This window comes from Pseudomonas sp. Y3 TE3536 (genome assembly GCF_053629175.1).
The window spans coordinates 5470797-5495568 of sequence record NZ_JBRJHU010000001.1 but is presented as its reverse complement, the minus strand read 5'-3'; the positions used below and the strand labels follow the sequence as shown (position 1 = coordinate 5495568).

The following is a 24772-nucleotide window of genomic DNA, read 5'->3' as shown; positions in this document are numbered from 1 at the left end:
ATGCGCCGCCTCGACCTGGAATTCCAGCCCCGCCGCAATGGCGCCTTAGCTTGGTCGCTGCTGGCCCTGGGCTGTGCAGGGGTGGCCGCACTGGTCCTGCTGCAACACCACCTGCAGGGCGAGCAAGTCGACCTCGAAGGCCGCCTGCACAGCCTGGAGCTGCAACTGGGCCGGCGCCCAGCCACCGCCGCGCCGCAAAGCAGTGCAGCCAGCCGCGAGCAGGCCGAGCGCCTGGCGCAGATGCGCAATGTCTCGCAGCAGCTGCAACGGCCCTGGCAGCAACTGTTCGCCATGCTCGAAGCACTGCCGCAGGACGATGTGGCGCTGCTTGGCCTGACCCCGGACGCTCGCAAGGGCCAGGTCCGCATTGCCGCCGAGGCGCGCAACCTGGAGGCGATGCTGCAGTACCACCAGCGCCTGGAGGCCAGTGCCGAGCTCAGCGATGTTTCGTTGCTCAATCACGAGGTGATGGTGAGCCAGCCGGAGCACCCGGTGCGTTTCACCCTGACCGCCACCTGGGAGACCGGCCATGCGCGCCCCTGAACCGCTTAGCAGCCTGATCATTCAGGAGCACCTGCGCCGTATCGGCCCGGTGGGCCTGGCCGCCGTTGCCGTTGGCCTGCTGGTGGTCGGCGTGGCAGTGGCCGGCGTATTGCCGCAATGGCAAAGCGTGCGCGAACTGCGGGCCAGCGAGGCAGACGCCAGTGTGCAAGTAGGGCGGGTGCAGCGCGGTGAGCTGAAAATCGCGGTCAAGCCCGAGCAGCAGGCCCTCGACACCCTGCGTCAACAGCTGCCCGGTCAGCCGCAGGCCAGCGAACTGATCGAGCGGCTGTATCACCTGGCCAGTGCCGAGCACATCAGCCTGGCACGCGGCGAGTACGCCCTGGGCATTGACCCGAAAACCCAGTTGGCGCGCTACCAGATCGTGCTGCCGGTCCGCGGCAGTTACCCGCAGATCCGCGGCTTCCTCAAGGGCCTGCTTGGCCAGCTGCCGACCTTGGTGCTGGAAGACCTTGAGCTGCAACGCAAACGCATCGGCGACAGCGAGCTCAACGCCCGCCTGCGCATGACCCTCTACCTGTCGAGGTCGTGATGAATACTCAACGTGGGTTGGTCTGGCTCGGGTTTTTTGGGCTTTCTGCCGCGCTGGCGTGGGCGCCTGGGCATTGGTTTGGCCAAGAGGATGGCGTCGCTGCCATCGCGGGCAAGCCCGCTCCCACAGGTTCCGTAGTTTCCCCCGAACCGGTGGGAGCGGGCTTGCCCGCGAATAGGCCAGAACAGGCCTCCACCGACCTGTTCCCGAGCCAGCGCTGGACCAAACCCAAGGCCCTGGCCACCGTCACCGAACAACCGATCATCGCCACACCCGTGGTGGTTGCCGCACCCACGGCACCGGCGTTGCCCTTCCAGTTCGTCGGCCGCCTGGGCGATCGCGACGACCTGCAGGTTTTTCTGCAGAGCGGCGAAAAACTCTACGTCGTGCGCCAGGGCGACGTCATCGAAGACACCTACCGCCTCGACCGGGTCTCGGCCAACGAGCTGAGCCTGGTCTACCTGCCTTTGCATCAGTCGCAGACCTTGTCTGTTGGGAGCGCACCATGAAGTCATCGAAGCTGTGCAAGCCTGCTCCGTTCCTGCTGTTGGCGCTGTGCGTGGCCATCGCCGGCTGCGGCTCCAGTGCGGTACGCGAAGACAGCGCAGAACTGATGAAGGAGGGGCAGTACGAAGCCGGCATCGCGCGCCTGGAAGAGGCCCTGCGTGAAGACCCGCGCGACACCGAACTGAACATCGCCCTGGCCCATGGCCGCCAGGCGGCAGTCGAGGCACTGTTGAGCCAGGCCGACAGCGACCGTATCCGCCACGACTTTGCCGGTGCGCGCATGGGCTACGGCCGGGTGCTGAGCATCGAGCCGAACAACCGCCGCGCCCAGGAAGGCATCCGTCAACTGGAGCTGATCCGCACCCTCGACGAACGTGTCGCCCTCGGCCAGGCGGCCCTTCGCCAGGGCGACCTGTTCGGTGCCGAGCGCTACATGCGCGAAGTGCTGCGCCTGGACCCGCAGAACCAGAAGGGCATGACCCTGCGCAGCGACATCGAGAACGTCCAGGCACGCACCGCGCAGCCCTTCCCGCAGCTGCGTAGCAAGCTGGAGCGCCCGGTCACCCTGGAATTTCGTGATGCCAACCTGAAGACCATCTTCGAAGTGCTGTCCCAGGTCGCTGGCATCAACTTCATCTTCGACAAAGACCTGCGCCCGGACATGAAGGCCACCATCTTCGTCCGCGACGTCCGCATCGAGGACGCCGTAACCCTGCTGCTGGAGCAGAACCAGTTGCGCCAGAAGATCGTCAACGACAACACCCTGATGATCTACCCCGACTCGCCGCAAAAGGCCAAGGACTACCAGGAACTGGTCATGCGCACCTTCTACCTGACCAGCATCGACGCCAACACCGCGCTGAACATGGTCAAGACCATGCTCAAGACCCGCGATGTGTTCGTCGACGAGCGCCTCAACACCTTGACCATGCGCGACAGCCCCGACGCAGTGCGCATGGCCGAGAAGCTGTTGCAGTCCCAGGACCAGTCCAACCCTGAAGTGGTACTGGAAGTGGAGGTTATGGAAGTGGCCACCTCGCGCATCCTCGACCTCGGCCTGCAATGGCCCAACACCTTCGGCGTGCTGACCTCCGACGGCAAACCGGTCAGCGTGCTGGACCAGTTGCGCGGCATCGACTCCAGCCGCATCAGTATCTCGCCGGCCCCACAGGCCAAGATCAACGCCCAGGACAAGGACATCAACACCCTGGCAAGCCCGGTGATCCGCGTCAGCAACCGTGAGCAGGCACGTATCCACATCGGCCAGCGGGTGCCGATCATCAGCGCCACCTCGGTGCCGTCGACCCAGGGCCCCGTGATCACCGAAAGCGTCACCTACCTGGACGTGGGCCTGAAGCTTGAGGTGCAGCCTACCGTGCACCTGAACAACGAAGTGGCGATCAAGATTGCGCTGGAGGTCAGCAACGCCACCCCACTGGAGGCCACGCGCCAGGGCACCATTCCGGTTCAGGTCGATACCCGCAACGCCCAGACCAGCCTGCGCCTGCACGACGGTGAAACCCAGGTGCTGGCCGGGCTGGTGCGTAACGACCACAACGCCAGCGGCAACAAGATCCCCGGCCTGGGCGACATCCCCGGCCTGGGCCGGCTGTTCGGCAGCAACAAGGACGACATGAGCAAGTCCGAACTGGTGCTGGCGATTACCCCGCGCATCGTGCGCAACCTGCCGTACCAGAGCCCGTCGGACATGGAGTTTGCCACCGGCACCGAGTCGAGCCTGCAAGTCCGCCAGATGGCGCCGCTGCCGCCAACCGATGTACCGGGCAATACGCCGTCCGGTGACACGCCGGTAGTGGAAAGCCAGATGGCCGTGGTGCCTGCCAACGGGAGCCCACGCCCATGAAACGCCGCATGCAAGGCTTCAGCCTGATCGAGGTGGTGCTGACCCTGGCACTGCTCGGGCTGCTCGCCAGCATGGCCGCGCCGCTGACCGAAACCGTGGTGCGTCGCGGCAAGGAGCAGCAACTGCGCGAGGCGCTGTACCAGATCCGCGATGCCATCGATGCCTACAAGCGCGCCTTTGACGCCGGCTACATCGAAAAACGCCTGGATGCCAGCGGCTACCCGCCCAACCTGCAGGTGTTGGTCGACGGGGTGCGTGATGTGCGCAGTGCCAAGGGGGCCAAGTTCTACTTCCTGCGGCGCATCCCCCACGACCCGCTGCTGGCGGCCAAGGAGGACGATGAGGGCGCCTGGGGCCTGCGTGCCTACGACAGCAGCCCTGACAGCCCACGGGAAGGCGAAGACGTCTTCGACGTGTATTCCAAGGCCCGTGGCAAAGGCCTCAACAATATCCCCTACGGGCAATGGTGACGGCCATGAAACGCAGCCGAGGCTTCACCCTGATCGAACTGCTGGTGGTGATGGCGATTATCGCCACGCTGATGACCATCGCCATGCCGCGCTACTTCAACAGCCTGGAGAGCTCCCGCGAGGCCACCCTGCGCCAGAGCCTGGCAGTGCTGCGCGAGTCGCTGGACCACTTCTACGGCGACACCGGGCACTACCCCGATTCGCTTGAGCAACTGGTCGAGCTGCGCTACCTGCGCAACACCCCAGTGGACCCGATCACCGAACGCAGCGATGCCTGGCAACTGGTGCCACCGCCAGAAGGTGTGGCCGGTGGCGTGGCCGACATCAAAAGCGGCGCTACAGGGAGGGCGCGTGATGGCAGCCTCTATGCTGAATGGTAAGGCCTGTGCCGGCTTCACCTACTTGGGCGTGCTGCTGCTGATCGCGGTCAGCAGCGTGGCCCTGGCCGCCACCGGGACGGTCTGGTCGAGTGCCGCCCAGCGCGACCACGAGCGCCAGTTGCTGTGGGTCGGCAGCCAGTACGCCCAAGCCCTGCGCAGTTACTACCGCGCATCGCCGGGGCTGGCCCAGTACCCCCAGGACCTGGCCGACCTGTTGCAGGACAACCGCTTCCCCGAAGCCAAGCGGCACATCCGCAGGCTCTACCCGGACCCGATCAGCAACAGCGACGACTGGGGCCTGCTGCGCTCGATCGACGGCCGCATCACCGGCGTGCACAGCCGCTCGGACGCCACCCCGTTCAAACGCAGTGGCTTTGCCGCCGAGTGGTCGGGCTTCGAAGGGCTGGAGCACTACAGCGACTGGCAGTTCGTCGCCGAGCAGGCGTTCGCCGACAGCCCCAACGGTGCCCAGCCCCATGCCGGCCCGGGAGACACGCCATGAACCGCCTGGCTGTGCTGTGCCTGAGCCTGTTGCTGGCGAGCTCGCTGAGCAGCGCGCTGAAGGCGGCTGAAGAGGACGAGATGATGGGCTTTATCGTCGACAACACCATCTCGCACATCGGCCACGATTTTTACTACTACTTCGCCGACCGCCTGCGTGCCACCAGCCGCCTGGACTTCAACCTGGTAGTGCGCGAACGCCCGGATGCCCGCTGGGGCAGCCTGATCACCGTGGAGTTCGAGCGCGACGTGATGTACCGCCGCTTCCTGCCACCCAACACCACGGAACTCAAAGAAGAGGCCGTCGCGGCCGCCGACCTGGTCAAGCAGCAGATCATCCAACGCAAGTTGCAACGCCTGCTGCAGGACCACACCGATCTGGAGAGGGACGAGCTATGAAAACCCGCATTCCCCGTTGCATCGCCGCCTGCCTGCTGGCCAGCGCCTGTGCTGCCCAGGCCACCGAGCTGGTGTACACCCCGGTCAACCCGGCCTTCGGCGGCAACCCGCTCAACGGCACCTGGTTGCTGAACAACGCCCAGGCGCAGAACGACTACGACGACCCCGACCTCAAGGACCGTGCGTCTGCCTTCTCGGGCACCTCGGCCCTGGAGCGCTTCAGCAACCAGCTGGAGTCGCGGATGTTGTCGCAGCTGCTGGACAACATCAGCAATGGCAGCACCGGAAGCATGGCCACCGATGCCTTCCTGATCGACGTTATCGACGATTCAGGGGCGCTGAGCATCAAGGTCACCGACCGCGCCACAGGAGAAATTTCGATCATTGAGGTCAGCGGCCTGAACCCCTGAGAGGGAAAGGCATTTATGTTGGGGAGAGAACACCATGAAACGTCTGCTGAGCACGCTGCTGATCCTCACCGCCCTTGGCCTGCAAAGTGGTTGCAGCCTGCGCGAACCCATGTCGGCCGAACAGGACTCGGAAACCCCGACCCTGACCCCGCGCGCCTCGACCTATTACGACCTGATCAACATGCCACGCCCTAAAGGCCGGCTGATGGCGGTGGTGTATGGCTTCCGCGACCAGACCGGGCAGTACAAACCCACCCCGGCCAGTTCGTTCTCGACCAGCGTCACTCAAGGCGCGGCGAGCATGCTGATGGACGCCCTGAGCGCCAGTGGCTGGTTCGTGGTGCTGGAGCGTGAAGGCCTGCAGAACCTGTTGACCGAACGCAAGATCATCCGCGCCTCGCAGAAGAAGCCGGATGTTGCAGAGAACATCATGGGCGAACTGCCGCCGCTGCAGGCCGCCAACCTGATGCTCGAAGGCGGCATCATCGCCTATGACACCAACGTGCGCAGTGGCGGGGAAGGGGCGCGTTACTTAGGCATAGACATCTCCCGCGAGTACCGCGTCGACCAGGTGACCGTGAACCTGCGCGCAGTCGATGTGCGCACCGGGCAGGTGCTGGCCAACGTCATGACCAGCAAGACCATCTACTCGGTTGGGCGCAGTGCCGGGGTGTTCAAGTTCATCGAGTTCAAGAAGTTGCTGGAGGCGGAGGTGGGGTATACCACCAATGAGCCGGCGCAGCTGTGCGTGCTGTCGGCGATCGAGGCGGCGGTGGGGCATTTGCTGGCGCAGGGGATTGAGCGGCGGTTGTGGCAGGTGGCGGGGGAGGCGGGGGATGGCAAGGCGACGGTGGACAAGTACCTGAGTCAGTATCAGCAGCCGTGATCGACCTTGAGGGCCTCTTCGCGGGTAAACCCGCTCCCACAGGTACTGCGTAGCCTTTGAGATCAAGCTATTCGCCGACAGAGGTTTGGCGCCTGTGAGATCGAGCGCCGCCCGCGCGGCGCTTCGCGGGGCAAGCCCGCTCCCACATCTGTTTCAGGCCAGTTACTCCTGTACCTATGGCGCGCGGCCCCCTGGGTGCATGGCTGGAGATAGATGAAGGACCGCAGCGCTACCCTCGATATTGGATTGGCAAATACAGCGGACAGAGGTGAGCTCACTGGAGTGACTGGCCCGAAACAGATGTGGGAGCGGGCTTGCCCCGCGAAGCGCCGCGCGGGCGGCGCTCGATCTCTGCCCGCACACAAAACCCAAGCCATGCACTTCCAGCCATGCCCCAACCCATCAACCAGATGACGCCCAGCCTTTTCTCCCGCACACTGCGAAAAATTCCCAAGCCTGTACCCCGCCACTTGCGGGGCGCAGCCGGAGTAGAAAATGGCGCGACAACTAATAACAAACGCCCAAGACCCGCTACACGAATCCCGCCAGGCCCGGCTCAAGCTGGCCAGCGAAGGCGAGCTGCCATTGGGCATGCTGCGCGACGAAATCGACGCGTCTTGGCGCCGCAGCCTGGGCCATGGCCTGGACTGCCTGCAAGGCGAACAGGTTGGCCTGGGGCTGGAGCAAGGCCATGACCTACGCATGCTGTTGGAGCGCAACCGCTTGCTGGTCGATGCCGTCACCCCCGAGCTGGATTACCTGGTCTCGCGCCAGGGCAAGGCGGGCATCATCATCCTCGGTGATGCCCAGGCCAACGTGCTGGCCATCGAAGGCCAAACCCACGTGCTCAGCCGCGAAGGCCTGCGTGACCTGCACCCAGGCAGTTGCTGGAGCGAATCCCTGCGTGGCACCAATGCCATCGGCACGGCCGTGGTAGAAGGGCGGCCGACCTTGATCAACTGTGGCGAACACTACCTCGATCGCCTCAGCCCGTTCTCTTGCACCTCGGTGCCGCTGCGTGACCCGCGGGGCGAGGTGATCGGTGTGCTCGACATCACCCGCGAAGGCGTGATGGCGCAACCGCAGGACAGCCTGTCGACGCTGATGCTGGCAGCCGGCAACATCGAAGGCCGGCTGTTCGGCCTGTGCCACCCCGAGCAACTGGTGCTGGCCTTCCATAGCCGCCCGCAGTACCTCAACAGTGCCTGGCACGGTCTATTGGCATTGAGCCTGGACGGCGAAGTGCTGGCGGCCAACGACAGTGCCTGCCAATTGTTGCAGGTGCCGCGCCAGGACCTCATTGGCCGGCGTAGCAGCGACCTGCTCGGCGAGCGCTCGCCAGCCTTCATCGCCCGGCTGTGGCAGGGCGGTGTCAGCAGTGTGCAGACGGCCAAGGGCGAGTTCTTCTTCCGCGCGTTGCAACTGCCACGTCACGGCCAGCTGAACGGCAGCGTGGCGGTGAGCAAGCCGGCGCTGGCCAACACGTCACCGGCGCTCGATGCACTGGCCGGTGGCGACCCACGCCTGGCGCGCAACCTGCGCATGGCCCGCCAGGGCCTGGGCAATGGCCTGCCGGTGTTGCTGCTGGGTGAGACCGGCACCGGCAAGGAAGTCGTCGCCCGGGCCCTGCACCAGGCCAGCCCGCGGGCCGACAAGCCGTTCGTGGCGGTCAACTGCGCGGCCATTCCTGAAGGGCTGATCGAATCCGAACTGTTTGGCTACCGCGAAGGGGCGTTCACCGGCTCACGCCGTGGCGGCATGGTCGGGCGGTTGATGCAGGCCCATGGCGGCACGCTGTTCCTAGACGAGATCGGCGACATGCCGCTGGCCCTCCAGGCCAGGCTGTTGCGGGTGCTGCAAGAGCGCCGCGTGGCGCCGCTGGGCGCGGGTGACGAGCAGGACATCGACGTGGCGCTGATCTGCGCCACCCACCGCGACCTCAAACGCCTGGTGCTTGAACAGCATTTTCGCGAAGACCTCTATTACCGGGTCAATGGCGTCTCGCTGCGCCTGCCGGCCTTGCGCGAGCGTGACGACCTGGCCGGGATCATCCAAGGGCTACTGGACAAGTCCGGCGCCAAGGGCGTGAGCCTGGACCCGGCACTCAGCGCCTTGCTCGAAGGCTTCGACTGGCCAGGCAACATCCGCCAGCTGGAGATGGTCGTGCGCACCGCGCTGGCCATGCGTGAGGACGGTGAGCAGGTGCTGACCCTCGATCACCTCACCGATTGCCTACTCGATGAACTGGCCAGCGGCACGACGCCGTCCGGCAGCCTCAAGGACAATGAACTGGAGCTGATTCGCAGCGCCCTGGGCCGCCACCAGGGCAACGTCTCGGCAGCCGCCGAGGCCCTGGGTATCAGCCGGGCGACGCTGTACCGCAAGCTCAAGCAGTTGCGTAGCTGACATGGGTGGTTTGTTCGCAAGGCTGGTAGAGACCAGCGACCCTGTCCTCATGCGTCAGGCGTTGGCCTGGCTGTATGGTTTCGTCCGCCCTCATCGACGCGCCATCGGTGTGCTGCTGGGCTTGTCCTTGGGCGCGTCGCTGCTGGCCCTGGCGCAACCCTGGCTGGTCAAGACACTGATCGACGAAGGCCTGTTGGCCAAGGACTACCAGACCCTCTGGCACATGGCGGCGATCATGATCGCCGCGGGCCTGCTGGGCACCGTGCTGGCCGGGGTCAACCGCTACCTGCATACGCGATTGTCCGGGCGCATTCTGTTCGCGCTGCGTGATGACCTTTACCGCCACCTGCAGCAGTTGTCGCCGACCTTTTACGGGCGGCGGCGCATCGGCGATATCCTTTCGCGGCTGGATGGCGACGTCGCCGAAATCCAGCGCTTTGCTGTGGACTCGCTGTTTTCAGCGGTGTCTGCCGTGATCGGGCTGATGGGGGCGGTGGCCTTGATGCTGATGTTGTCTTGGCAGCTGTCGCTGTTGCTGGCGCTGCTGATCCCGATCGAGGTGCTGTGGTTGCGCTGGATGCGGCGCAAGGTCGAGCGCGAGGTGCGCAGCTTGCGTGAGCGCTCGGCCGATGTCTCGTCGTTTCTGGTCGAGACACTGCCGGCCATGAAGTTCATTCAGGCGGCTGGCCAACAGGGGCGCGAAGCCGGGCGCTTGGACCAGTTGGGCCAGGGCTACATGAGCCAGTTGCTCAAGGTGCAGGTGACCGAGTTCTTTACCCAGGCGATACCCGGCACGCTGACCTCCTGGTGCCGCGCCTGCGCCTTTTTGGTAGGCGGCTGGTGGGTGATCCAAGGTACCTGGCAACTGGGCGCGCTGATCGCGTTTTCCACCTACATGGGCATGGCAGTCGGGCCGGTGCAAAGCCTGTTGGGCTTGTATGTGGCAGTGCAGCGCATGGCCGTGAGCCTGGGCCGGGTAATGGAGCTTAAGCAAGAAGCCGTTGCCGTGCGCCAGGCGGACACGCCGCAGCCGATACCAGACGGGCCAGGTGAATTGCGCCTGGAGGCCTTGCACTTCGCCCATGACGGGCGCCAAGGCGCGGTGTTTAACGACGTGAATATCTGCGTGCCGGGTGGTCTGAAGGTCGCCATCAGCGGCGCTTCTGGGGTCGGCAAGTCGACCTTGATCGATCTGTTGCAACGGTTCTACGACCCGGACGCCGGGCGCATCCTGCTGGATGGCACCGACCTGCGCGAACTCGACCTGGCGGCGCTGCGCCGGCGCATTGCCGTGGTCAGCCAGGACATCGTGCTGTTCCGTGGCACCCTGGCGCAGAACCTTGCCTACGGGGTGCCCGAAGCCAGCCGTGCCGAGCTTGAGCGGGTGGTGCGCCTGGCGCGCCTGGACAGCCTGGTCGAAAGCCTGCCGTTGGGGCTGGACGGGCTGTTGGGCGAGCGTGGCCAGCAGCTGTCTGGCGGTCAGAAGCAACGTATCGCCATTGCCCGCGCGGTGTTGCAGGCCCCTGCGATCCTGGTGCTGGACGAGGCCACGTCGGCGGTAGACGAAGCGACCGAGCGCGAAGTGATCGCGGCCATCGACCAGCTGTTTGCCGGGCGCACGCGCATTCTGATCAGCCACCGAGCCTCGACCCTCGCCGATGCCGACTTGCATTTGCACCTGCATGATGGGCAACTGAAGGTGTTGCCCCAGGAGGCTATCAAGCATGGGCAATGAGTTGCGTGTCGGGGTCATCGACAGCGGTTGCACGTCGGCCCAAGCACTGGATTTGCTGGGCGCACGACGCTTCTGGCTTGAGGAAGGCCAACTGCGCGAAGGCGAAGCGTTGCCCGACCAACTAGGCCACGGCAGTGCCGTAGTCGCTGGCCTGCTGCGTGAATCTGGCCCGGTGCCGCTGTTGCTGGCCCAGGTGTTTTCTGCGCAGGCGAGCACCAGTGCGTTGCAGGTGACCGCCGCATTGTTATGGCTGGTGGAAGAGGGGGTGACGCTGATCAACCTTAGCCTCGGCCTGCTGCAGGACCGGCCCGTGCTGCACCAGGCCTGCGCCGAGGCCCAGGCGGCTGGCGTGCTGCTGTGCGCCTCCAGCCCGGCGCAGGGCGGGGCGGTGTACCCGGCCAGTTACCCGGGCGTGATTCGCATGACCGGCGATGCGCGTTGTGCACCGGGGCAGTGGTCCTGGCTGGGCACTGCACAGGCGGACTTCGGTGGCCATGTCGGCGCCGGTGGCCTGGCAGGGGCAAGCCTGGGTTGTGCTGCGCTGAGCGGGCGCGTTGCAGCATTACTGCGTGAGCGGCCCAGCATGGGGCGGCAGCAGGTGTTCGACTGGCTGCGCGCCCATGCCGCATTCAGCGGCCCTGAGCGGCGAGGTGCCGAGGATGAGTGAGCCGCACATCGTGGTGCTGGGTGCCGGCCCCGCGGGTGCCGCCACGGCAATCGGCCTGCGCCGCCTGGGCTACCTGGTCACGGTGGTGTCCGACTGGCGCCGCTTTGCTGCCGTGGAAGGCGTTTCGCAGCGGGTGCTGGAAGGTCTGCGGCACGCGGGCCTGGGCCGGGCCCTGAGCGAGGCGGCGATGCCAGCGACACGTCAGGTGCGCTGGAATGGCGAGCACCTGCAGATGAACCAAGAGTTTCTGCTCGACCGGCAACGCTTCGACCGTGCCTTGCGTGCTGACCTTGCACGAGCGGGAGTGACGCTGGTTGAAGGGCGCATCCGTGAGGTGGCGCGTGCCGAGGGTCATCAGGTGCGTCTGGACGATGGGCAAATGCTGCAGGCTGAATTCCTGGTTGAGGCCCGTGGGCGCCAGGCACCGTTGGCAGCTGACCGCATGCGCGGACCTGAGACGATCAGTTTGCTCAACGTCTGGCATGACGCCCCTGGCGCACCGGCTTCGGCGGTGGAAAGCCTGGATGACGGCTGGTCCTGGATGGCCAGGTTGGCCGATGGGCGCTGTTATTGGCAGATTACCCTCGATGCCCAAGGGGTGCCGACCAAGGCCGCCCTGCCTGAGTACTGCGCCACACGGCGCCGTGACTCGGCGTTAGTGGCCGAATTGTTCGGGGCGCAGGCGATGGAACCTGCACAGGTACATGCCCGTAGCAGTACCGCGATACTGGCCGGCGAATGCGTGGGGGATGACTGGATACGGGTGGGGGATGCTGCGATGGCGGTTGACCCACTATCGGGGAATGGGATTTTCCAGTCGCTGTCGTCGGCGCTGCAGGCGCCTGTGGTGATCAATACCCTACTGCGCCGGCCTGAGCGTGCGGCACTGGCCAAGCAGTTCCACCAACAGCGGATCGAGCAGCTTTTTTTGCGCTTTGCCCGCATCGGGCGGGACTTCTACGGGCAGGAGCTAAAACGCGCTGGGCAGCCATTCTGGGAACGCCGTCGGGCATGGCCGGATGCGCAGCTGTCGCATCTGAAGGTGGGCTGGAAGGCGGTGCAAATTGAACGCAGGCCGGTATTGCGTGGTGGACTGGTGGATGAGGCCGAGGTGGTTGTAACGGCGGATCAGCCTTTGGGAATTTGGCATTTGCAAAACGTGGAGTTGGCGCCGGTGGTGCGAGCACTCAAGGGAGGCAAAAGTATCCAGAAGGTATTAGAGGGCTATTCTACTTCTGAACGAATTCTATTACAGAAATGGTTGATGAGTATATCAAAGCCTATGTAGCTTGGCGCCTGTTAGTTTTGATAGTTGTGATGACCGCCTTCGGCATGCTTGTATGTGCAATGTGTTACGGTCATGATTGATTTTCAGGTGTGTCGTGATAACGCAATAGGCTCCAGCTTTCGAATAAGGCTTAAGTTCAGCTTCAGGTTGACTCATGGCATTTTTCGGGGGACTTTCTTTGGCTGATGGAAAACACGATGCATCAGTTTGGTTGCTGGCGAGTTGGTACTATGAGGAGGGTGTATGAACTACTCTGTTTATGGGTGCTCCGTTTTTTCTCCTTGTATAGGTGTTTTGGCTTTTAATGGACAGGTGCATGATCGTTTGTCCAACTGCTATCTGTTAGGAAATGGAGTTCGAGCGTTCAGCCCGACCCTGATGCGTTTCATCTCATCCGACCCATACAGCCCATTTGGTATGGGGGGACTGCACACTTATGCATATTGTGGTGGCGACCCTGTCAACTACATGGACATCGATGGAAATATGAAGTTCAGCGTTTTAACCAGGCGCAATGGGCCGTTGTCTCAGTTTGACGCCCCCCCAGCACCTGCCCGCCAAAGTGTGATCGTGACTGCACAGCGGAAGCGCGCTAGCGTTATCGTTTATGCGGGATCATTCCAAGGCTCTGAAGCCATGGATACATCAGGTCAGTCTCATGATCCTAGTCATGTTGTTGCATCAGCTTCTTCAAGCTCTTCCACTCGCAATGCCCAGGTTGGACAAGTACAGTCAATTTCTAGAGCAAAGTGGACCAATCCTGGATTCCCAGAGGAACAATGGGGTGAGGGTGTGAGGCGCTACGTGGCATTCAAAACAGCGCATTCTCATACGGTGAGCAAGACTGACCCGGTGCACCACGTTGCAGCCTTGGTTATAAATAAAAACAAGGGGATGCCAGGAATTCCTTTCAATAGCTATCCGGCTTATGTCAGGGCCCATATGAGAGTTCGTGGTCAATCAAGGATTAAGGCTGCAAGTGATAGACTTGCACACGTTACTAAGGCTGTGCGCAGCTTCGAAAAATCAGGAGGAGCGTCGAGGGCCAGTAACTAGGGGTTTATTTTTCGGCTACTAGCATGTCAGGAGAGCATCGCCTGTAACAGCATTGTCACTGTTACAGGCTGATGATCAGAGTTTGATCAGTACCGACTTGAGTTCGGTGTAATGCTCGATGGCCGCCGCGCCCATCTCGCGGCCGACGCCGGACATCTTGTAGCCACCGAATGGCAGGGCCGGGTCGAGTGCGCTGTGGCAGTTGACCCACACCGAGCCCGACTTGATCCGCGGGATCATCCGGTGCACCGCCCCCAGGTCGTTCGACCAGATACTCGCCCCTAGCCCGTAGGGGTTGTCGTTGGCCATGCCAATCACTTCGTCGAGGTCATCGAAGGGCATCGCCACCAGCACCGGCCCGAAGATTTCTTCCTGCACCAGGCGATGACGCTGGTCGACATCGACGATCACCGTTGGCTTGACGAAGTAACCTGGCCCGAAGCCTTCGCCGCCGCAGGCAATGGTCGCGCCCAGCTCGCGGCCGAGTTCGATGTAGCCGGTGACCCGGTCCTGCTGCTTGGCCGAGATCAACGGGCCCATCTGTACCGAAGGGTCCAGCCCGCTGCCCAGCTTCATGCCATTGGCGATACCGGCGATGTCGGCGATCACGTTGTCGAAGTGCTTGCGGTGCACATACAGCCGGGAGCCTGCGCAGCACACTTGGCCCTGGTTGAAGAAGATAGCCGTGGCAGCGCCGGCAGCGGCTTCCTGCAGGTTGGCGTCGGGCATGACGATGGTCGGCGACTTGCCGCCCAGCTCCAGTGTCACGCGGGTCATGTTGTCCATGGCCGCTTTGCCGATCAGCTTGCCGACCTCGGTAGAGCCGGTGAAGGTCAGTTTATCGACGCCGGGGTGGCGGCTCAGGGCTGCGCCGGCATTCAGGCCGGTGCCGGTGATCACGTTGAACACGCCTGCCGGGTAGCCGGCTTCCTCGATCAGCTCGGCCAGTTTCAGTGCGGTCAGAGGGGTTTCGTCGGCCGGTTTGAGCACCACGGTGCAGCCCGTGGCCAAGGCTGGGCCCAGCTTCCAGCAGGCCAGTAGCAGCGGGAAGTTCCAGGCGACGATGGCACCTACCACGCCTACCGCCTCGCGGCGGACAAAGCCGTGGAACTGGTCGTTGGGCATCAAAGGCATCGAGGCTTCGACGGTGCTACCCTCGATCTTGGTGGCCCAGCCGGCCATGTAGCGCAGGAAGTCGATGGCCAGTTGCACGTCCATGACCTTGGCCACTGCGGCGCTCTTGCCGTTGTTCAGGCACTCAAGCTCCGCCAGTTGTTGCGCGTCACGCTCCATCAGGTCGGCCAGGCGCCACAGCATGTTCTGCCGCTCACGCGGGCGCAGGCGGCTCCAGGGCGAGTCATCGAAGGCCTGGCGCGCGGCCCGCACGGCGCGGTCGACATCGTCGGCGTCGGCGGCGGGTACTTCGCCCAGCACCTCGCCGGTGGCCGGGTTGCGGAACGACAGGGTGCGACCGCTGGCGGCGTCCTGCCAGTCGGCGCCGATGCGCATTTTCAGTTTGCGTTCGAGGAAGGCGCGGGTGGCGGGCAGGATGGGCAGTTCGGAAAGCATGGGGCGGTGCCTCTTGTCATTGGGTGTGCCGGGCACAGGCGCAATGGGCGTGCCAACCTGAGCAGATGGGGTTAAAGCGCTGTAGTTATTGGGTTTTGCCTGGGTGCAAGGTTGTGATTGCGGGCGTGCGCTGTTGCACATTGAGACGGTGTGAGACGGTGGTGAAACAGTGGCTATACCGGCCTCTTCGCGGGGCAAGCCCGCTCCCACAGGGATAGAGCCGAATTCAGGTGCTGCGCCGTTTCGGTGAGATCAAGCCCGCTCCCACAGGGATAGAGCCGAATTCAGGTGCTGCGCCGTTTCGGTGAGAGCAAGCCCGCTCCCACAGGGATAGAGCCGAACTCAGCCGCTGCGCCGTTTCGGTGGGAGCGGGCTTGCCCCGCGAATGGCCTGCAGAGCAGGCCCTGTCTCAGGATGAAACACCCTGTCGCGAAATGGCACGCTTCGGCTCTACCCCGGCGTGCCTGCGCAACCACGCGAAACCTACTAAGAGGCTGAAATACAACAACTTTTCAGCATGTGGCACAGTTTCTGTATCACGACTGTCACATGCACACCTGCTGTACCAATGCGTGCGAGAACGATAAGAACAACAACCGTGGAGGTCTGACCTTGAAGACGACTCGACTCCGCCGGCATGCGGGCAAACTGGCGCTGGTCGCCGCCGCGCTGCTGAGCACCCAGGCCATGGCGGCCGAGCAGGGCCCTAACCTGTTGCAAACCAAGTGCATGGGGTGCCATATCCCCGAAGGCAACGACACCTACAGCCGTATCAGCCATCAGCGCAAAACGCCGGAAGGCTGGCTGATGAGCATCGCCCGCATGCAGGTCATGCACGGCCTGCAGATCAGCGACGATGACCGGCGCACCCTGGTCAAGTACCTGGCCGACAAGCAGGGGCTGGCGCCCAGCGAGACCGATGGCGTGCGCTACGCCATGGAGCGGCGGCTTAACACCGTCGAACACTTCGACCAACAGCTCAGCGAAACCTGCGGCCGTTGCCACTCCGGTGCCCGCGTTGCCCTGCAGCGTCGCCCGGCCCAGGAATGGGAACACCTGGTCAACTTCCACCTCGGCCAATGGCCGTCTCTCGAATACCAGGCCCAGGCGCGTGACCGCGACTGGCTTGAAATCGCCCTCAAGCAAATGGTGCCGGACCTGGCCAAGCGCTTCCCGCTCGACAGCCCGGCCTGGGCCGAATGGCAACAGGCCCGGCCCAAGGCCGATGCCTTGCCAGGGCAGTGGGCGTTCAGCGGTCACATGCTGGCCAAAGGCGATGTCCGTGGGGTGATGACGGTCAGTGCAGAGGAGGCTGACACCTTCAAGGTCGAGGTCAAAGGCAGCTACGCCGACGGCACGCCGTTCAATGGCAGCGGCTCGGCGATCCTCTACAACGGCTATGAATGGCGCGGCAACGTGAAGGTGGGCGACAGCAACCTGCGCCAGGTATTCGCGGCGCTGGATGGCGAAATGAAAGGCCGCATGTTCGAGGCCGATCACGACGAGCGCGGCCTGGACTTCAGTGCAGTAAAAGACGGCAAGGCACGCCTGCTGGCAGTGCAGCCAGCATTCATCAAGGTGGGCAGCGAAAGCGAGATCACCCTGGTCGGCAGTGGCCTGACGGGCAAGCCGGAACTGGGCGCAGGTGTTGAAGTGACAGAAGTGCTGGAGGCCACCCCGACCCTGGTGCGGGTCAAGGCGCGCGCGGCGGCAGACGCCAAGCCAGGCCAGCGAGACGTTGCAGTGGGCGCACTCAAGGGCGTCAACCTGGCGGTTTACGACAAGGTCGACGAGGTCAAGGTGGTGCCGGCGTTCTCCATTGCCCGCATCGGTGAAAACGGCGCGTCCGTGCCGAAGGTGCAGGGGCGCTTCGAAGCCGAAGCCTGGGGCAAAGACGCCAGCGGCCAGCCGCTGCGCATCGGTTACCTGCCCGCCCAATGGAAGGTCGAGCCGTTCAACGAGCGTGCCGTCGAGGACGAGGACGTCAAGTTCGCCGGGCAGATGCAGGCCGACGGCGTCTTCGTACCCGGCGGTGCGGGGCCTAACCCGGCACGCAAGATGATGACCAACAACGCTGGCAACCTGAAAGTCATCGCCACCCTGGCTGACGGCGGCCAGACCGGCGAGGGCCACATGATCGTCACCGTCCAACGCTGGAACAACCCGCCCTTGCCATAAGGCAGGTGTGAACGCGTTTTCCAACGGATCGATTATCGGAGGTCGCCATGGGCGCACTATTGAACCTGGTCGAACGCAACCTGCACGAAGTGCAGGTGGATGCCGACCGCATGCTGTTCCACATCCCTAGCAGTTCGCTGTTCGCCACCGACGCGGTGACCGGCGGCATCATCGACACCCTGCGCCAGCAAGGCTGCTCCGCCGAGGAGCTGATGCAGCGCCTCGGTCAGCAGTTTGCCGGCGCCGACATCCAGGACACCCTGCGCGAGCTGATCGCCCTGGAAGTGGTCAGCGACGGCTCACCACTGACGCCGGAAATCGCCCTCAAGCAGGTCGAGCGCACGGCGTTGAACACGGTGGTGCTCAACGTCAACACCGGCTGTAACCTCAGCTGTACCTATTGCTACAAGGAAGACCTGGACAAACCCTCTGCCGGCAAAAAGATGAGCACCGCCACTGCCGAGGCCTCGGTGGAGATGCTGCTCAAGGAGTCCCCTGGCGAGCAACGCTACAGCGTGGTGTTCTTCGGCGGCGAGCCGTTGTCCAACCGGCCTTTGATCGAGCACATGGTCGCTTACTGCGAGCGGCGTTTCGCCGAGGCCGGCAAGCAGGTGGAGTTCATCATGACCACCAACGCCACCTTGCTCACCGAAGAGATCATCGACTGGCTCAACGCCCACCGTTTCGGGTTGTCGATCAGCATCGACGGGCCGAAGACCGTGCACGACCGCAACCGCATCACCGTGGGCGGGCAGGGCACCTATGACGTGGTGCGGCGCAAGGCCGAGATGCTGCTGTCACGCTACACCAGCCGCCCGGTGGGGGCGCGGGTCACCCTGACCCGTGGCATCACCGATGTCGAGACCATCTGGAATCACCTGTTCAACGAGATGGGCTTTGCCGAAGTCGGCTTCGCCCCGGTGACCTCGGGCGACCTGTCGGCATTCAACCTCACCAGCGACGAACTGGTGCAGGTGTTCGCCAACATGAAGGCCCTGGGCCGTCGCTACCTGGAAGCCGCGCTGGAGCACCGCAACATCGGCTTTTCCAACCTGCACCAACTGATCACCGACATCCACGAGGGCCACAAGAAGGCCCTGCCGTGCGGCGCCGGGCTGAAAATGCTGGCGGTAGACCATGAAGGTGAATTGAACCTGTGCCACCGCTTCACCGGCTCCAGCCTGCCGACGTTCGGCAACGTGCACCAAGGGGTGAAACAGGCCCAGCTCAATGACTTCCTGTCGCAACGCCTGGACCGCAGCAACACCGGCTGCGAGAGCTGCCGTATTCGCAACCTGTGCTCCGGTGGCTGCTACCACGAGAGCTATGCCCGCTACGGCGACCCGCAGCACCCGACCTACCACTACTGCGAGCTGATGCGCGACTGGGTCGACTTCGGCATCGAGGTCTACAGCCGCATCATGGCCGCCAACCCGGCCTTCATCGACCGCTACATCACCCCGCGGAAGGCGCACTGACATGAAGCACTTGAAGCCCCTGAACAACAAGGCGCGCATCCTCGAGCAGGCCGCTGCCGAAGACCGTGTCGAAGAAGTCATGGCGATGAGCGCGGTGGCAGGCTGTACCGCCACCACCGACCCGGGTTGGGAAGTGGACGCCTTTGGTGGCGTGAGCTCGCTGTGCCAGCCCATGGAAGCCGACCTTTACGGCTGTTCCGACCCTTGCTGGTGGCCAGCGCAGGTGCCAGACATGATGAGCACCTACCAGGACTGGAACGCCCAGGCGACCAACTCCCAGGACGACTGGCGCAACCTCGGCACCGTGTTCCCGAAAGACAAGTGACCGGCCCAACAAGAATGACAAGGGGAAACCGCATGAAACCTGGACTCTGCGCGCAGCTCGCGCTCACCGTCGCCGCCACGGCCAGCGCCTGGGCGGTACAGGCTGACGACACCGGGCCGGCCTTGAAGGCTGGTCATGAATACCTGATCGTGACCAACTACCCGAACAACCTGCATGTGGTGGATGTGGCCAGCGATGCGCTGTACAAGAGCTGCCGCATGCCCGATGCGTTCGGCCCCGGCACCGCGATGATGGCACCGGACAACCGTACCGCCTACATCCTCAACAACCACTACGCCGACATCTACGGCATCGACCTGGACACCTGCAAGACCACCTTCCACGCCAACTTGTCCAGCGTGCCTGGGGAAGTCGGCAAGTCGATGTATTCGTTTGCCATCAGCCCTGATGGCAAAGAGGTGTATGCCACCGTCAACCCGACCCAGCGCCTGAACGATCACTATGTGGTCAAGCCGCCGCGCCTGGAGGTGTTCCGCACGGCCGATGGCCTTGATGCGAAACCTGCGCGTACCTTCCCGATGCCGCGCCAGGTGTACCTGATGCGCGCCGCCGACGACGGCAGCTTGTTCGTGGCGGGCCCGGACATCTACAAGATGGACGTGCAAACCGGCAAGTACGAGGTGGCATTGCCGCTGCGCACCTGGAACCGGCCCGGCTACAGCGCCCCGGATGTGTTGTATTTCTGGCCGCATCAGAGCCCTCGGCACGAGTTCTCGATGCTCTACACCATTGCCAAGTTCAAGGACGAAAAGCAGGACCCGAATACTGCCGAACTGCTCTACGGTTACCTGAGTGTCGACCTGAAAACCGGCAAGACCCACACCCAGGAGTTCGCCGACCTGACCGAGCTGTACTTCACCGGGTTGCGCTCGCCGAAGGACCCGAACCAGATCTACGGCGTGCTCAACCGCCTGGCGCGGTATGACATCAAGGAACGCAAGTTGATCAAGGCGGCTAACCTTGAACACACCTACTACTGCGTGACCTTCGACAAGAAGGGCGACAAGCTGTACCTGGGCGGCACCTTCAATGACCTGGCGGTGTTCGACCCCGAAACGCTGCAGAAGGTGAAGAACATCAAGCTGCCGGGTGGGGACATGTCGACCACTACGCCGCAGGTGTTCATCCGCTAGATACAAGGTGGACTTACCGGCCGCTTCGCAGCACAAGGCTGCTCCTACAGCTCACCGCGTTCCACTGTAGGAGCAGCCTTGTGCTGCGAAGAGGCCGGTTCAAACAACACAAGAACAACAAGAGAACGCCCATGCACCAGCCAAGCTATTCCCAGGGCAACCAGGACAAACCCCTGCTGACCCACTGCATCGGCGACGCCTTCGACACCACCGTGGCTCGCTTTCCCGACCGCGAAGCCCTGGTGGTCCGCCACCAGGCCTTGCGCTACACCTGGCGGCAACTGGCCGAGGCTGTCGACCAGCACGCGCGCGCCCTCATGGCATTGGGCGTGCAAGCCGGCGACCGCCTGGGCATCTGGGCGCCCAACTGTGCCGAGTGGTGCATCACCCAGTTCGCCAGCGCCAAAGTCGGTGCGATCCTGGTCAACATCAACCCAGCCTACCGCGCAAGCGAGCTGGACTACGCCCTGGGCCAGGCGGGTTGCCGCTGGGTGATCTGCGCCGATGCCTTCAAGACCTCCGACTACCATGCCATGCTGCTGGGCCTGATCCCGGGCCTTGCCGAGGGCCACCCGGGCGCGCTGGCCTGTGAGCGGTTCCCCGAGTTGCGCGGGGTCGTGAGCCTGGCCGCTTCACCGCCGCCGGGCTTTCTCGCCTGGCATGCCCTGCAGGCCCGCGCCGACGCCATCAGCGCCGAGGCGTTGGCCACCCGCCAGGGGCAACTGCACTGTGACGACCCGATCAACATCCAGTACACCTCCGGCACCACCGGCTTCCCTAAGGGTGCCACGCTGAGCCACAGCAACATCCTCAACAACGGCTACATGGTGGGCGAAAGCCTGGGCTTGACCGAGCACGATCGGCTGGTGGTGCCGGTGCCGCTGTACCACTGTTTCGGCATGGTCATGGCCAACCTGGGTTGCATGACTCACGGCAGCACGTTGATTTACCCTAACGACGCCTTCGACCCACTCGCCACGTTGCGCGCAGTGGCCGAGGAAAAGGCCACCGCGCTGTACGGTGTGCCCACTATGTTCATCGCCGAACTGGACCATCCGCAACGCAGTGCCTTCGACCTGTCGAGCCTGCGCACCGGCATCATGGCCGGCGCGACCTGCCCGATCGAAGTGATGCGACGGGTCATCGACGAGATGCACATGGCCGAGGTACAGATCGCGTACGGCATGACTGAAACCAGCCCAGTGTCCTTGCAGACCGGGGCCAATGACGACCTGGAGCGCCGCGTGACCAGCGTCGGCCGCACCCAGCCACGGTTGGAGAACAAAGTCATCGATGCCGATGGCCGCACAGTGCCGCGTGGTGAAATCGGCGAACTGTGCACCCGCGGCTACAGCGTAATGCTGGGGTACTGGAACAACCCCAAGGCCACGGCCGAGAGCATCGATGCCGAGGGCTGGATGCACACCGGTGACCTGGCGGTAATGGACGAGCAGGGCTATGTGCGCATCGTCGGGCGCAGCAAGGACATGATCATTCGGGGCGGCGAGAACATCTACCCACGTGAGCTGGAAGAGTTCTTCTTCACCCATCCAGCGGTGGCCGATGTGCAGGTGATTGGTGTGCCCTGCAGCAAGTATGGCGAGGAGATCGTCGCTTGGGTGCGCTTGCACCCGGGGCATGCAGCCACTGAAGACGAGCTGCGTGACTGGGGCGCGGGCGCGGATTGCGCACTTCAAGGTGCCGCGCTATTTCCGCTTCGTCGATGAGTTCCCGATGACGGTGACCGGCAAGGTGCAGAAGTTTCGCATGCGCGAGATCAGCATCGCGGAACTGTCGGCGGGCTAATGGCATGGGCACCGGCGAGGCCGGTGCCCAGCACCGCTACAACGCCTTGGCCAGGAAGCTGGCGGTACGGCTTTCAACGCACCCGGCGACGGCCTGCGGTGTGCCACTGGCCACGACCTTGCCCCCCGCATCCCCAGCCCCAGGCCCGATATCGATCACCCAGTCGCTTTGCGCCACCACGCGCATGTCATGTTCGACCACCACCACGCTATGCCCGGCATCCACCAGACGGTTGAGTTGTACCAACAACCGGTCGATATCCTGGGGATGCAGCCCGTTGGTGGGTTCATCCAGTACATACAACGTCGCCCCGCGCGCCGTGCGCTGCAACTCGGTGGCCAGCTTGATGCGTTGCGCTTCACCGCCAGACAGCTCCGTAGCCGGTTGGCCCAGGCGCAGGTAACCCAGGCCGATATCCTGCAGCACTTGCAGGCTGCGCCGTACTGACGGCTGTTCGGCGAACACCGCCAGGGCGTGTTCAACGGTCAGTTGCAGCACCTGGGCGATGTTCATCCCTTGCCAGGTCACCGCCAGTGTCTCGGGGTTGTAGCGGGCACCGTGGCAGGTCGGGCAGGGCGCGTAGACACTGGGCATGAACAACAGCTCGACGCTGACAAACCCTTCGCCCTCGCAGGTTGCACAGCGGCCCTTGGCGACGTTGAAGGAGAAACGCCCGGCATCGAAGCCTTGCGCCTTGGCGTGGTCGGTGGCAGCAAACAGTTTGCGCACGGCGTCGAACAGGCCGGTGTAGGTGGCCAGGTTGGAGCGGGGGGTACGGCCGATGGGTTTCTGATCGACCTGCACCAGGCGCTTGATGCTGCCCAGCCCTGCCTTTACCCGGCCGCTGCTGGTTTGTTCGGGGTCGTCCTCCAGGCTCTGTTCTTCGCGCTCGGCAGGCTGTTCGGCATGGCCCAGGTGCGCGCCGACCAGCTCCAGCAGCGCCTGGCTGACCAGGCTGGATTTGCCCGAACCGGAAATACCCGTCACGGCGGTGAAGCACCCCAACGGGAACTGAGCGCTGAGGTTGTCGAGGTTGTTACGGGTGATGCCTTCCAGCGCTAGCCAATCCTGCGCCTGGCGCGGTGTGCGAACGGCCTGGGCGTGCTCGCCGAACAGGTAGGCGCGGGTGCACGATTGCTCGACCCGGGCGAGCCCCTCGGGCGGGCCGCTGTAAAGGATGGTGCCGCCGTGTTCGCCGGCGGCAGGGCCAACATCCACCAACCAGTCGGCGCGGCGCATGGTGTCGAGGTCGTGCTCCACCACATAGACCGAGTTGCCGGCCTGTTTCAGGCGCTGCAAGGCCTCGAACAAGGCCTCGCTGTCGGCAGGATGCAAGCCGGCCGAAGGCTCGTCGAGCACATAGATCACGCCGAACAGTTGTGAGTTGAGCTGGGTGGCCAGGCGCAGCCGCTGCAGCTCGCCTGAGGACAGGCTCGGGGTACTGCGCTCCAGGGCCAGGTAGCCCAGCCCGAGGTCGAGCAGGGTGTCTATGCGCGCCAGCAACTCATGGGCGATACGCTGGGCGGCCAGGCGTTTTTCCAGGGTCAGGTCGTCCTGGTTCTGTTTCAGGTAGGCCGGCGCCGCCACCGTGCGGAACACCTCGGCCAGCGCCTGCAACGAGAGGTGCGACAGCTCGGCGATGTCCAGGCCTGCGAAGGTCACGCTCAGCGCTTCGCGCTTGAGGCGTTTGCCCGCGCACAGCGGGCAGGGGCTTGGGCGCATGAACTGTGACACGCGCTTGCGCATCTGCGCGCTTTGCGAGTGCATGAAGGTGTGCAGTACGTAGCGCCGGGCGCCGCTGAACGTGCCCTGGTAGCTGGGTTCCTGCTTGCGCTTGAGGGCGGCGCGGGTTTGCGCCGGGGTCAGGCCGGCGTACACCGGGGCGGTGGGGGTTTCTTCGGTGAACAGGATCCAGTCGCGCTGCGCTTGTGGCAAGTCGCGCCAGGGAATATCGACGTCATAGCCCAGGGTTACCAGGATGTCGCGCAGGTTCTGGCCCTGCCAGGCCATGGGCCAGGCCGCCACCGCGCGCTCGCGGATGGTCAGTGAAGGGTCCGGGACCAGGGTTGCCTCGGTCACTTCATAGACGCGGCCCAGGCCGTGGCATTCGGGGCAGGCGCCCTGGGGGGTGTTGGGCGAGAAGTCTTCGGCATACAGCATCGCGTGCCCGGCCGGGTAATGGCCGGCGCGCGAGTAAAGCATGCGGATCGAGCTGGACAGTGTGGTGACGCTGCCCACTGAGGACCGCGCGTTGGGCGTGCCGCGTTGCTGTTGCAGCGCCACCGCTGGCGGCAGGCCTTCGATGGCGTCCACATCGGGCACGCCAACCTGGTCGATCAGGCGCCGGGCATAGGGCGCGACGGATTCGAAGTAGCGGCGCTGGGCTTCGGCATACAGGGTGGAGAAGGCCAGCGAAGACTTGCCAGAGCCCGATACGCCGGTGAACACCACCAGCGCGTCGCGGGGGATATCGACATCGATGTTCTTGAGGTTGTGCTCGCGGGCGCCACGGACGCGGACGAAACCGTTTGGGGTGGTTTGGCTTGGGGGCATGACGCAGTCCTAGGCTGTGGCTGAACGGTGCGCCAAAGGTACCAGTA

Annotated in this window: 21 protein-coding genes and 1 pseudogene; 20 read left to right on the top strand and 2 right to left on the bottom strand. The window is 64.0% G+C overall.

What is annotated here, in order from left to right; all coding sequences use genetic code 11:
* The 15 genes from AB7M33_RS24585 (at position 1) to AB7M33_RS24515 (ending at position 13662) form a co-directional block, all read left to right on the top strand.
* Positions 1-543 (top strand): pilus assembly protein, encoded by a 543-nt coding sequence (locus AB7M33_RS24585; protein ID WP_099429181.1) that lies wholly within the window; start codon positions 1-3, stop codon positions 541-543.
* Positions 530-1093 (top strand): type 4a pilus biogenesis protein PilO, encoded by a 564-nt coding sequence (gene pilO, locus AB7M33_RS24580; protein ID WP_027593468.1) that lies wholly within the window; start codon positions 530-532, stop codon positions 1091-1093. Before AB7M33_RS24585 ends, pilO begins: the two co-directional genes overlap by 14 nt.
* Positions 1093-1602, top strand: a complete 510-nt coding sequence (locus AB7M33_RS24575; RefSeq protein WP_454243866.1) for a hypothetical protein — start codon at positions 1093-1095, stop codon at positions 1600-1602. The genes pilO and AB7M33_RS24575 overlap by 1 nt, the downstream gene beginning before the upstream one ends.
* The gene (locus tag AB7M33_RS24570) at positions 1599-3464 is read left to right on the top strand and encodes a secretin N-terminal domain-containing protein (protein WP_454243865.1); all 1866 of its coding nucleotides are present in this window, start codon (positions 1599-1601) and stop codon (positions 3462-3464) included. Before AB7M33_RS24575 ends, AB7M33_RS24570 begins: the two co-directional genes overlap by 4 nt.
* Entirely contained in the window at positions 3461-3934 is a 474-nt protein-coding gene (locus AB7M33_RS24565; protein WP_033694024.1) for a type II secretion system protein, read from the top strand. The genes AB7M33_RS24570 and AB7M33_RS24565 overlap by 4 nt, the downstream gene beginning before the upstream one ends.
* A 5-nt stretch (positions 3935-3939) precedes the next feature.
* Entirely contained in the window at positions 3940-4314 is a 375-nt protein-coding gene (locus AB7M33_RS24560) for a type II secretion system protein (RefSeq protein WP_085272959.1), read from the top strand.
* On the top strand, positions 4289-4816 hold the full coding sequence (locus tag AB7M33_RS24555; protein WP_085272958.1) for a type II secretion system protein: 528 nt from the start codon (positions 4289-4291) through the stop codon (positions 4814-4816). Before AB7M33_RS24560 ends, AB7M33_RS24555 begins: the two co-directional genes overlap by 26 nt.
* Complete coding sequence (gene csgE, locus AB7M33_RS24550; protein WP_265970257.1) at positions 4813-5214, top strand: curli production assembly/transport protein CsgE; 402 nt, start codon at positions 4813-4815, stop codon at positions 5212-5214. The genes AB7M33_RS24555 and csgE overlap by 4 nt, the downstream gene beginning before the upstream one ends.
* Positions 5211-5624: a curli assembly protein CsgF gene (locus tag AB7M33_RS24545; protein ID WP_027593461.1), complete on the top strand. Its 414-nt coding sequence runs from the start codon at positions 5211-5213 to the stop codon at positions 5622-5624. The genes csgE and AB7M33_RS24545 overlap by 4 nt, the downstream gene beginning before the upstream one ends.
* Before the next feature lie 34 nt (positions 5625-5658).
* Entirely contained in the window at positions 5659-6510 is an 852-nt protein-coding gene (locus AB7M33_RS24540) for a CsgG/HfaB family protein (protein ID WP_085272956.1), read from the top strand.
* A gap of 495 nt (positions 6511-7005) precedes the next feature.
* The gene (locus AB7M33_RS24535; RefSeq protein WP_454243864.1) at positions 7006-8916 is read left to right on the top strand and encodes a sigma-54-dependent Fis family transcriptional regulator; all 1911 of its coding nucleotides are present in this window, start codon (positions 7006-7008) and stop codon (positions 8914-8916) included.
* A gap of 1 nt (position 8917) precedes the next feature.
* Positions 8918-10651 (top strand): ABC transporter ATP-binding protein, encoded by a 1734-nt coding sequence (locus AB7M33_RS24530; RefSeq protein ID WP_454243863.1) that lies wholly within the window; start codon positions 8918-8920, stop codon positions 10649-10651.
* On the top strand, positions 10641-11318 hold the full coding sequence (qhpE, locus tag AB7M33_RS24525) for a subtilisin-like serine protease QhpE (protein ID WP_454243862.1): 678 nt from the start codon (positions 10641-10643) through the stop codon (positions 11316-11318). The genes AB7M33_RS24530 and qhpE overlap by 11 nt, the downstream gene beginning before the upstream one ends.
* Positions 11311-12606, top strand: coding sequence for a flavin-dependent monooxygenase QhpG (gene qhpG, locus AB7M33_RS24520; RefSeq protein WP_454243861.1), 1296 nt, complete (start codon positions 11311-11313; stop codon positions 12604-12606). The genes qhpE and qhpG overlap by 8 nt, the downstream gene beginning before the upstream one ends.
* Positions 12607-12849: 243 nt before the next feature.
* The gene (locus AB7M33_RS24515; protein WP_454243860.1) at positions 12850-13662 is read left to right on the top strand and encodes an RHS repeat-associated core domain-containing protein; all 813 of its coding nucleotides are present in this window, start codon (positions 12850-12852) and stop codon (positions 13660-13662) included.
* Between the two features lie 75 nt (positions 13663-13737).
* On the opposite strand, the gene AB7M33_RS24510 is transcribed toward AB7M33_RS24515, so the two are convergent.
* Complete coding sequence (locus AB7M33_RS24510; protein WP_099454318.1) at positions 13738-15231, bottom strand: aldehyde dehydrogenase family protein; 1494 nt, start codon at positions 15229-15231, stop codon at positions 13738-13740.
* Positions 15232-15843: 612 nt separating this feature from the next.
* Here AB7M33_RS24510 and peaA point away from each other — a divergent pair.
* The 5 genes and pseudogenes from peaA to AB7M33_RS24485 all read left to right on the top strand — a co-directional run bounded on the left by peaA (position 15844) and on the right by AB7M33_RS24485 (position 22172).
* Positions 15844-17409 carry a quinohemoprotein amine dehydrogenase subunit alpha gene (peaA, locus tag AB7M33_RS24505; protein ID WP_454243859.1) on the top strand — a complete coding sequence of 522 codons (1566 nt, stop codon included), beginning with the start codon at positions 15844-15846 and terminating at the stop codon, positions 17407-17409.
* Between the two features lie 47 nt (positions 17410-17456).
* Positions 17457-18887: a quinohemoprotein amine dehydrogenase maturation protein gene (peaB, locus tag AB7M33_RS24500; protein ID WP_275744787.1), complete on the top strand. Its 1431-nt coding sequence runs from the start codon at positions 17457-17459 to the stop codon at positions 18885-18887.
* A 1-nt stretch (position 18888) separates the two neighbouring features.
* Positions 18889-19212, top strand: coding sequence for a quinohemoprotein amine dehydrogenase subunit gamma (gene qhpC, locus AB7M33_RS24495; protein WP_008091708.1), 324 nt, complete (start codon positions 18889-18891; stop codon positions 19210-19212).
* Positions 19213-19244: 32 nt separating this feature from the next.
* Positions 19245-20366 carry a quinohemoprotein amine dehydrogenase subunit beta gene (peaD, locus tag AB7M33_RS24490; RefSeq protein ID WP_027593451.1) on the top strand — a complete coding sequence of 374 codons (1122 nt, stop codon included), beginning with the start codon at positions 19245-19247 and terminating at the stop codon, positions 20364-20366.
* 131 nt (positions 20367-20497) lie between these two features.
* A pseudogene (locus tag AB7M33_RS24485) lies at positions 20498-22172 on the top strand (fatty acid CoA ligase family protein).
* 36 nt (positions 22173-22208) lie between these two features.
* Here AB7M33_RS24485 and uvrA read toward each other — a convergent pair.
* A complete protein-coding gene (gene uvrA / locus AB7M33_RS24480) occupies positions 22209-24725 on the bottom strand; it encodes an excinuclease ABC subunit UvrA (RefSeq protein WP_454243858.1) in 2517 nt (838 codons plus the stop codon).
* Positions 24726-24772 lie beyond the last annotated feature (47 nt).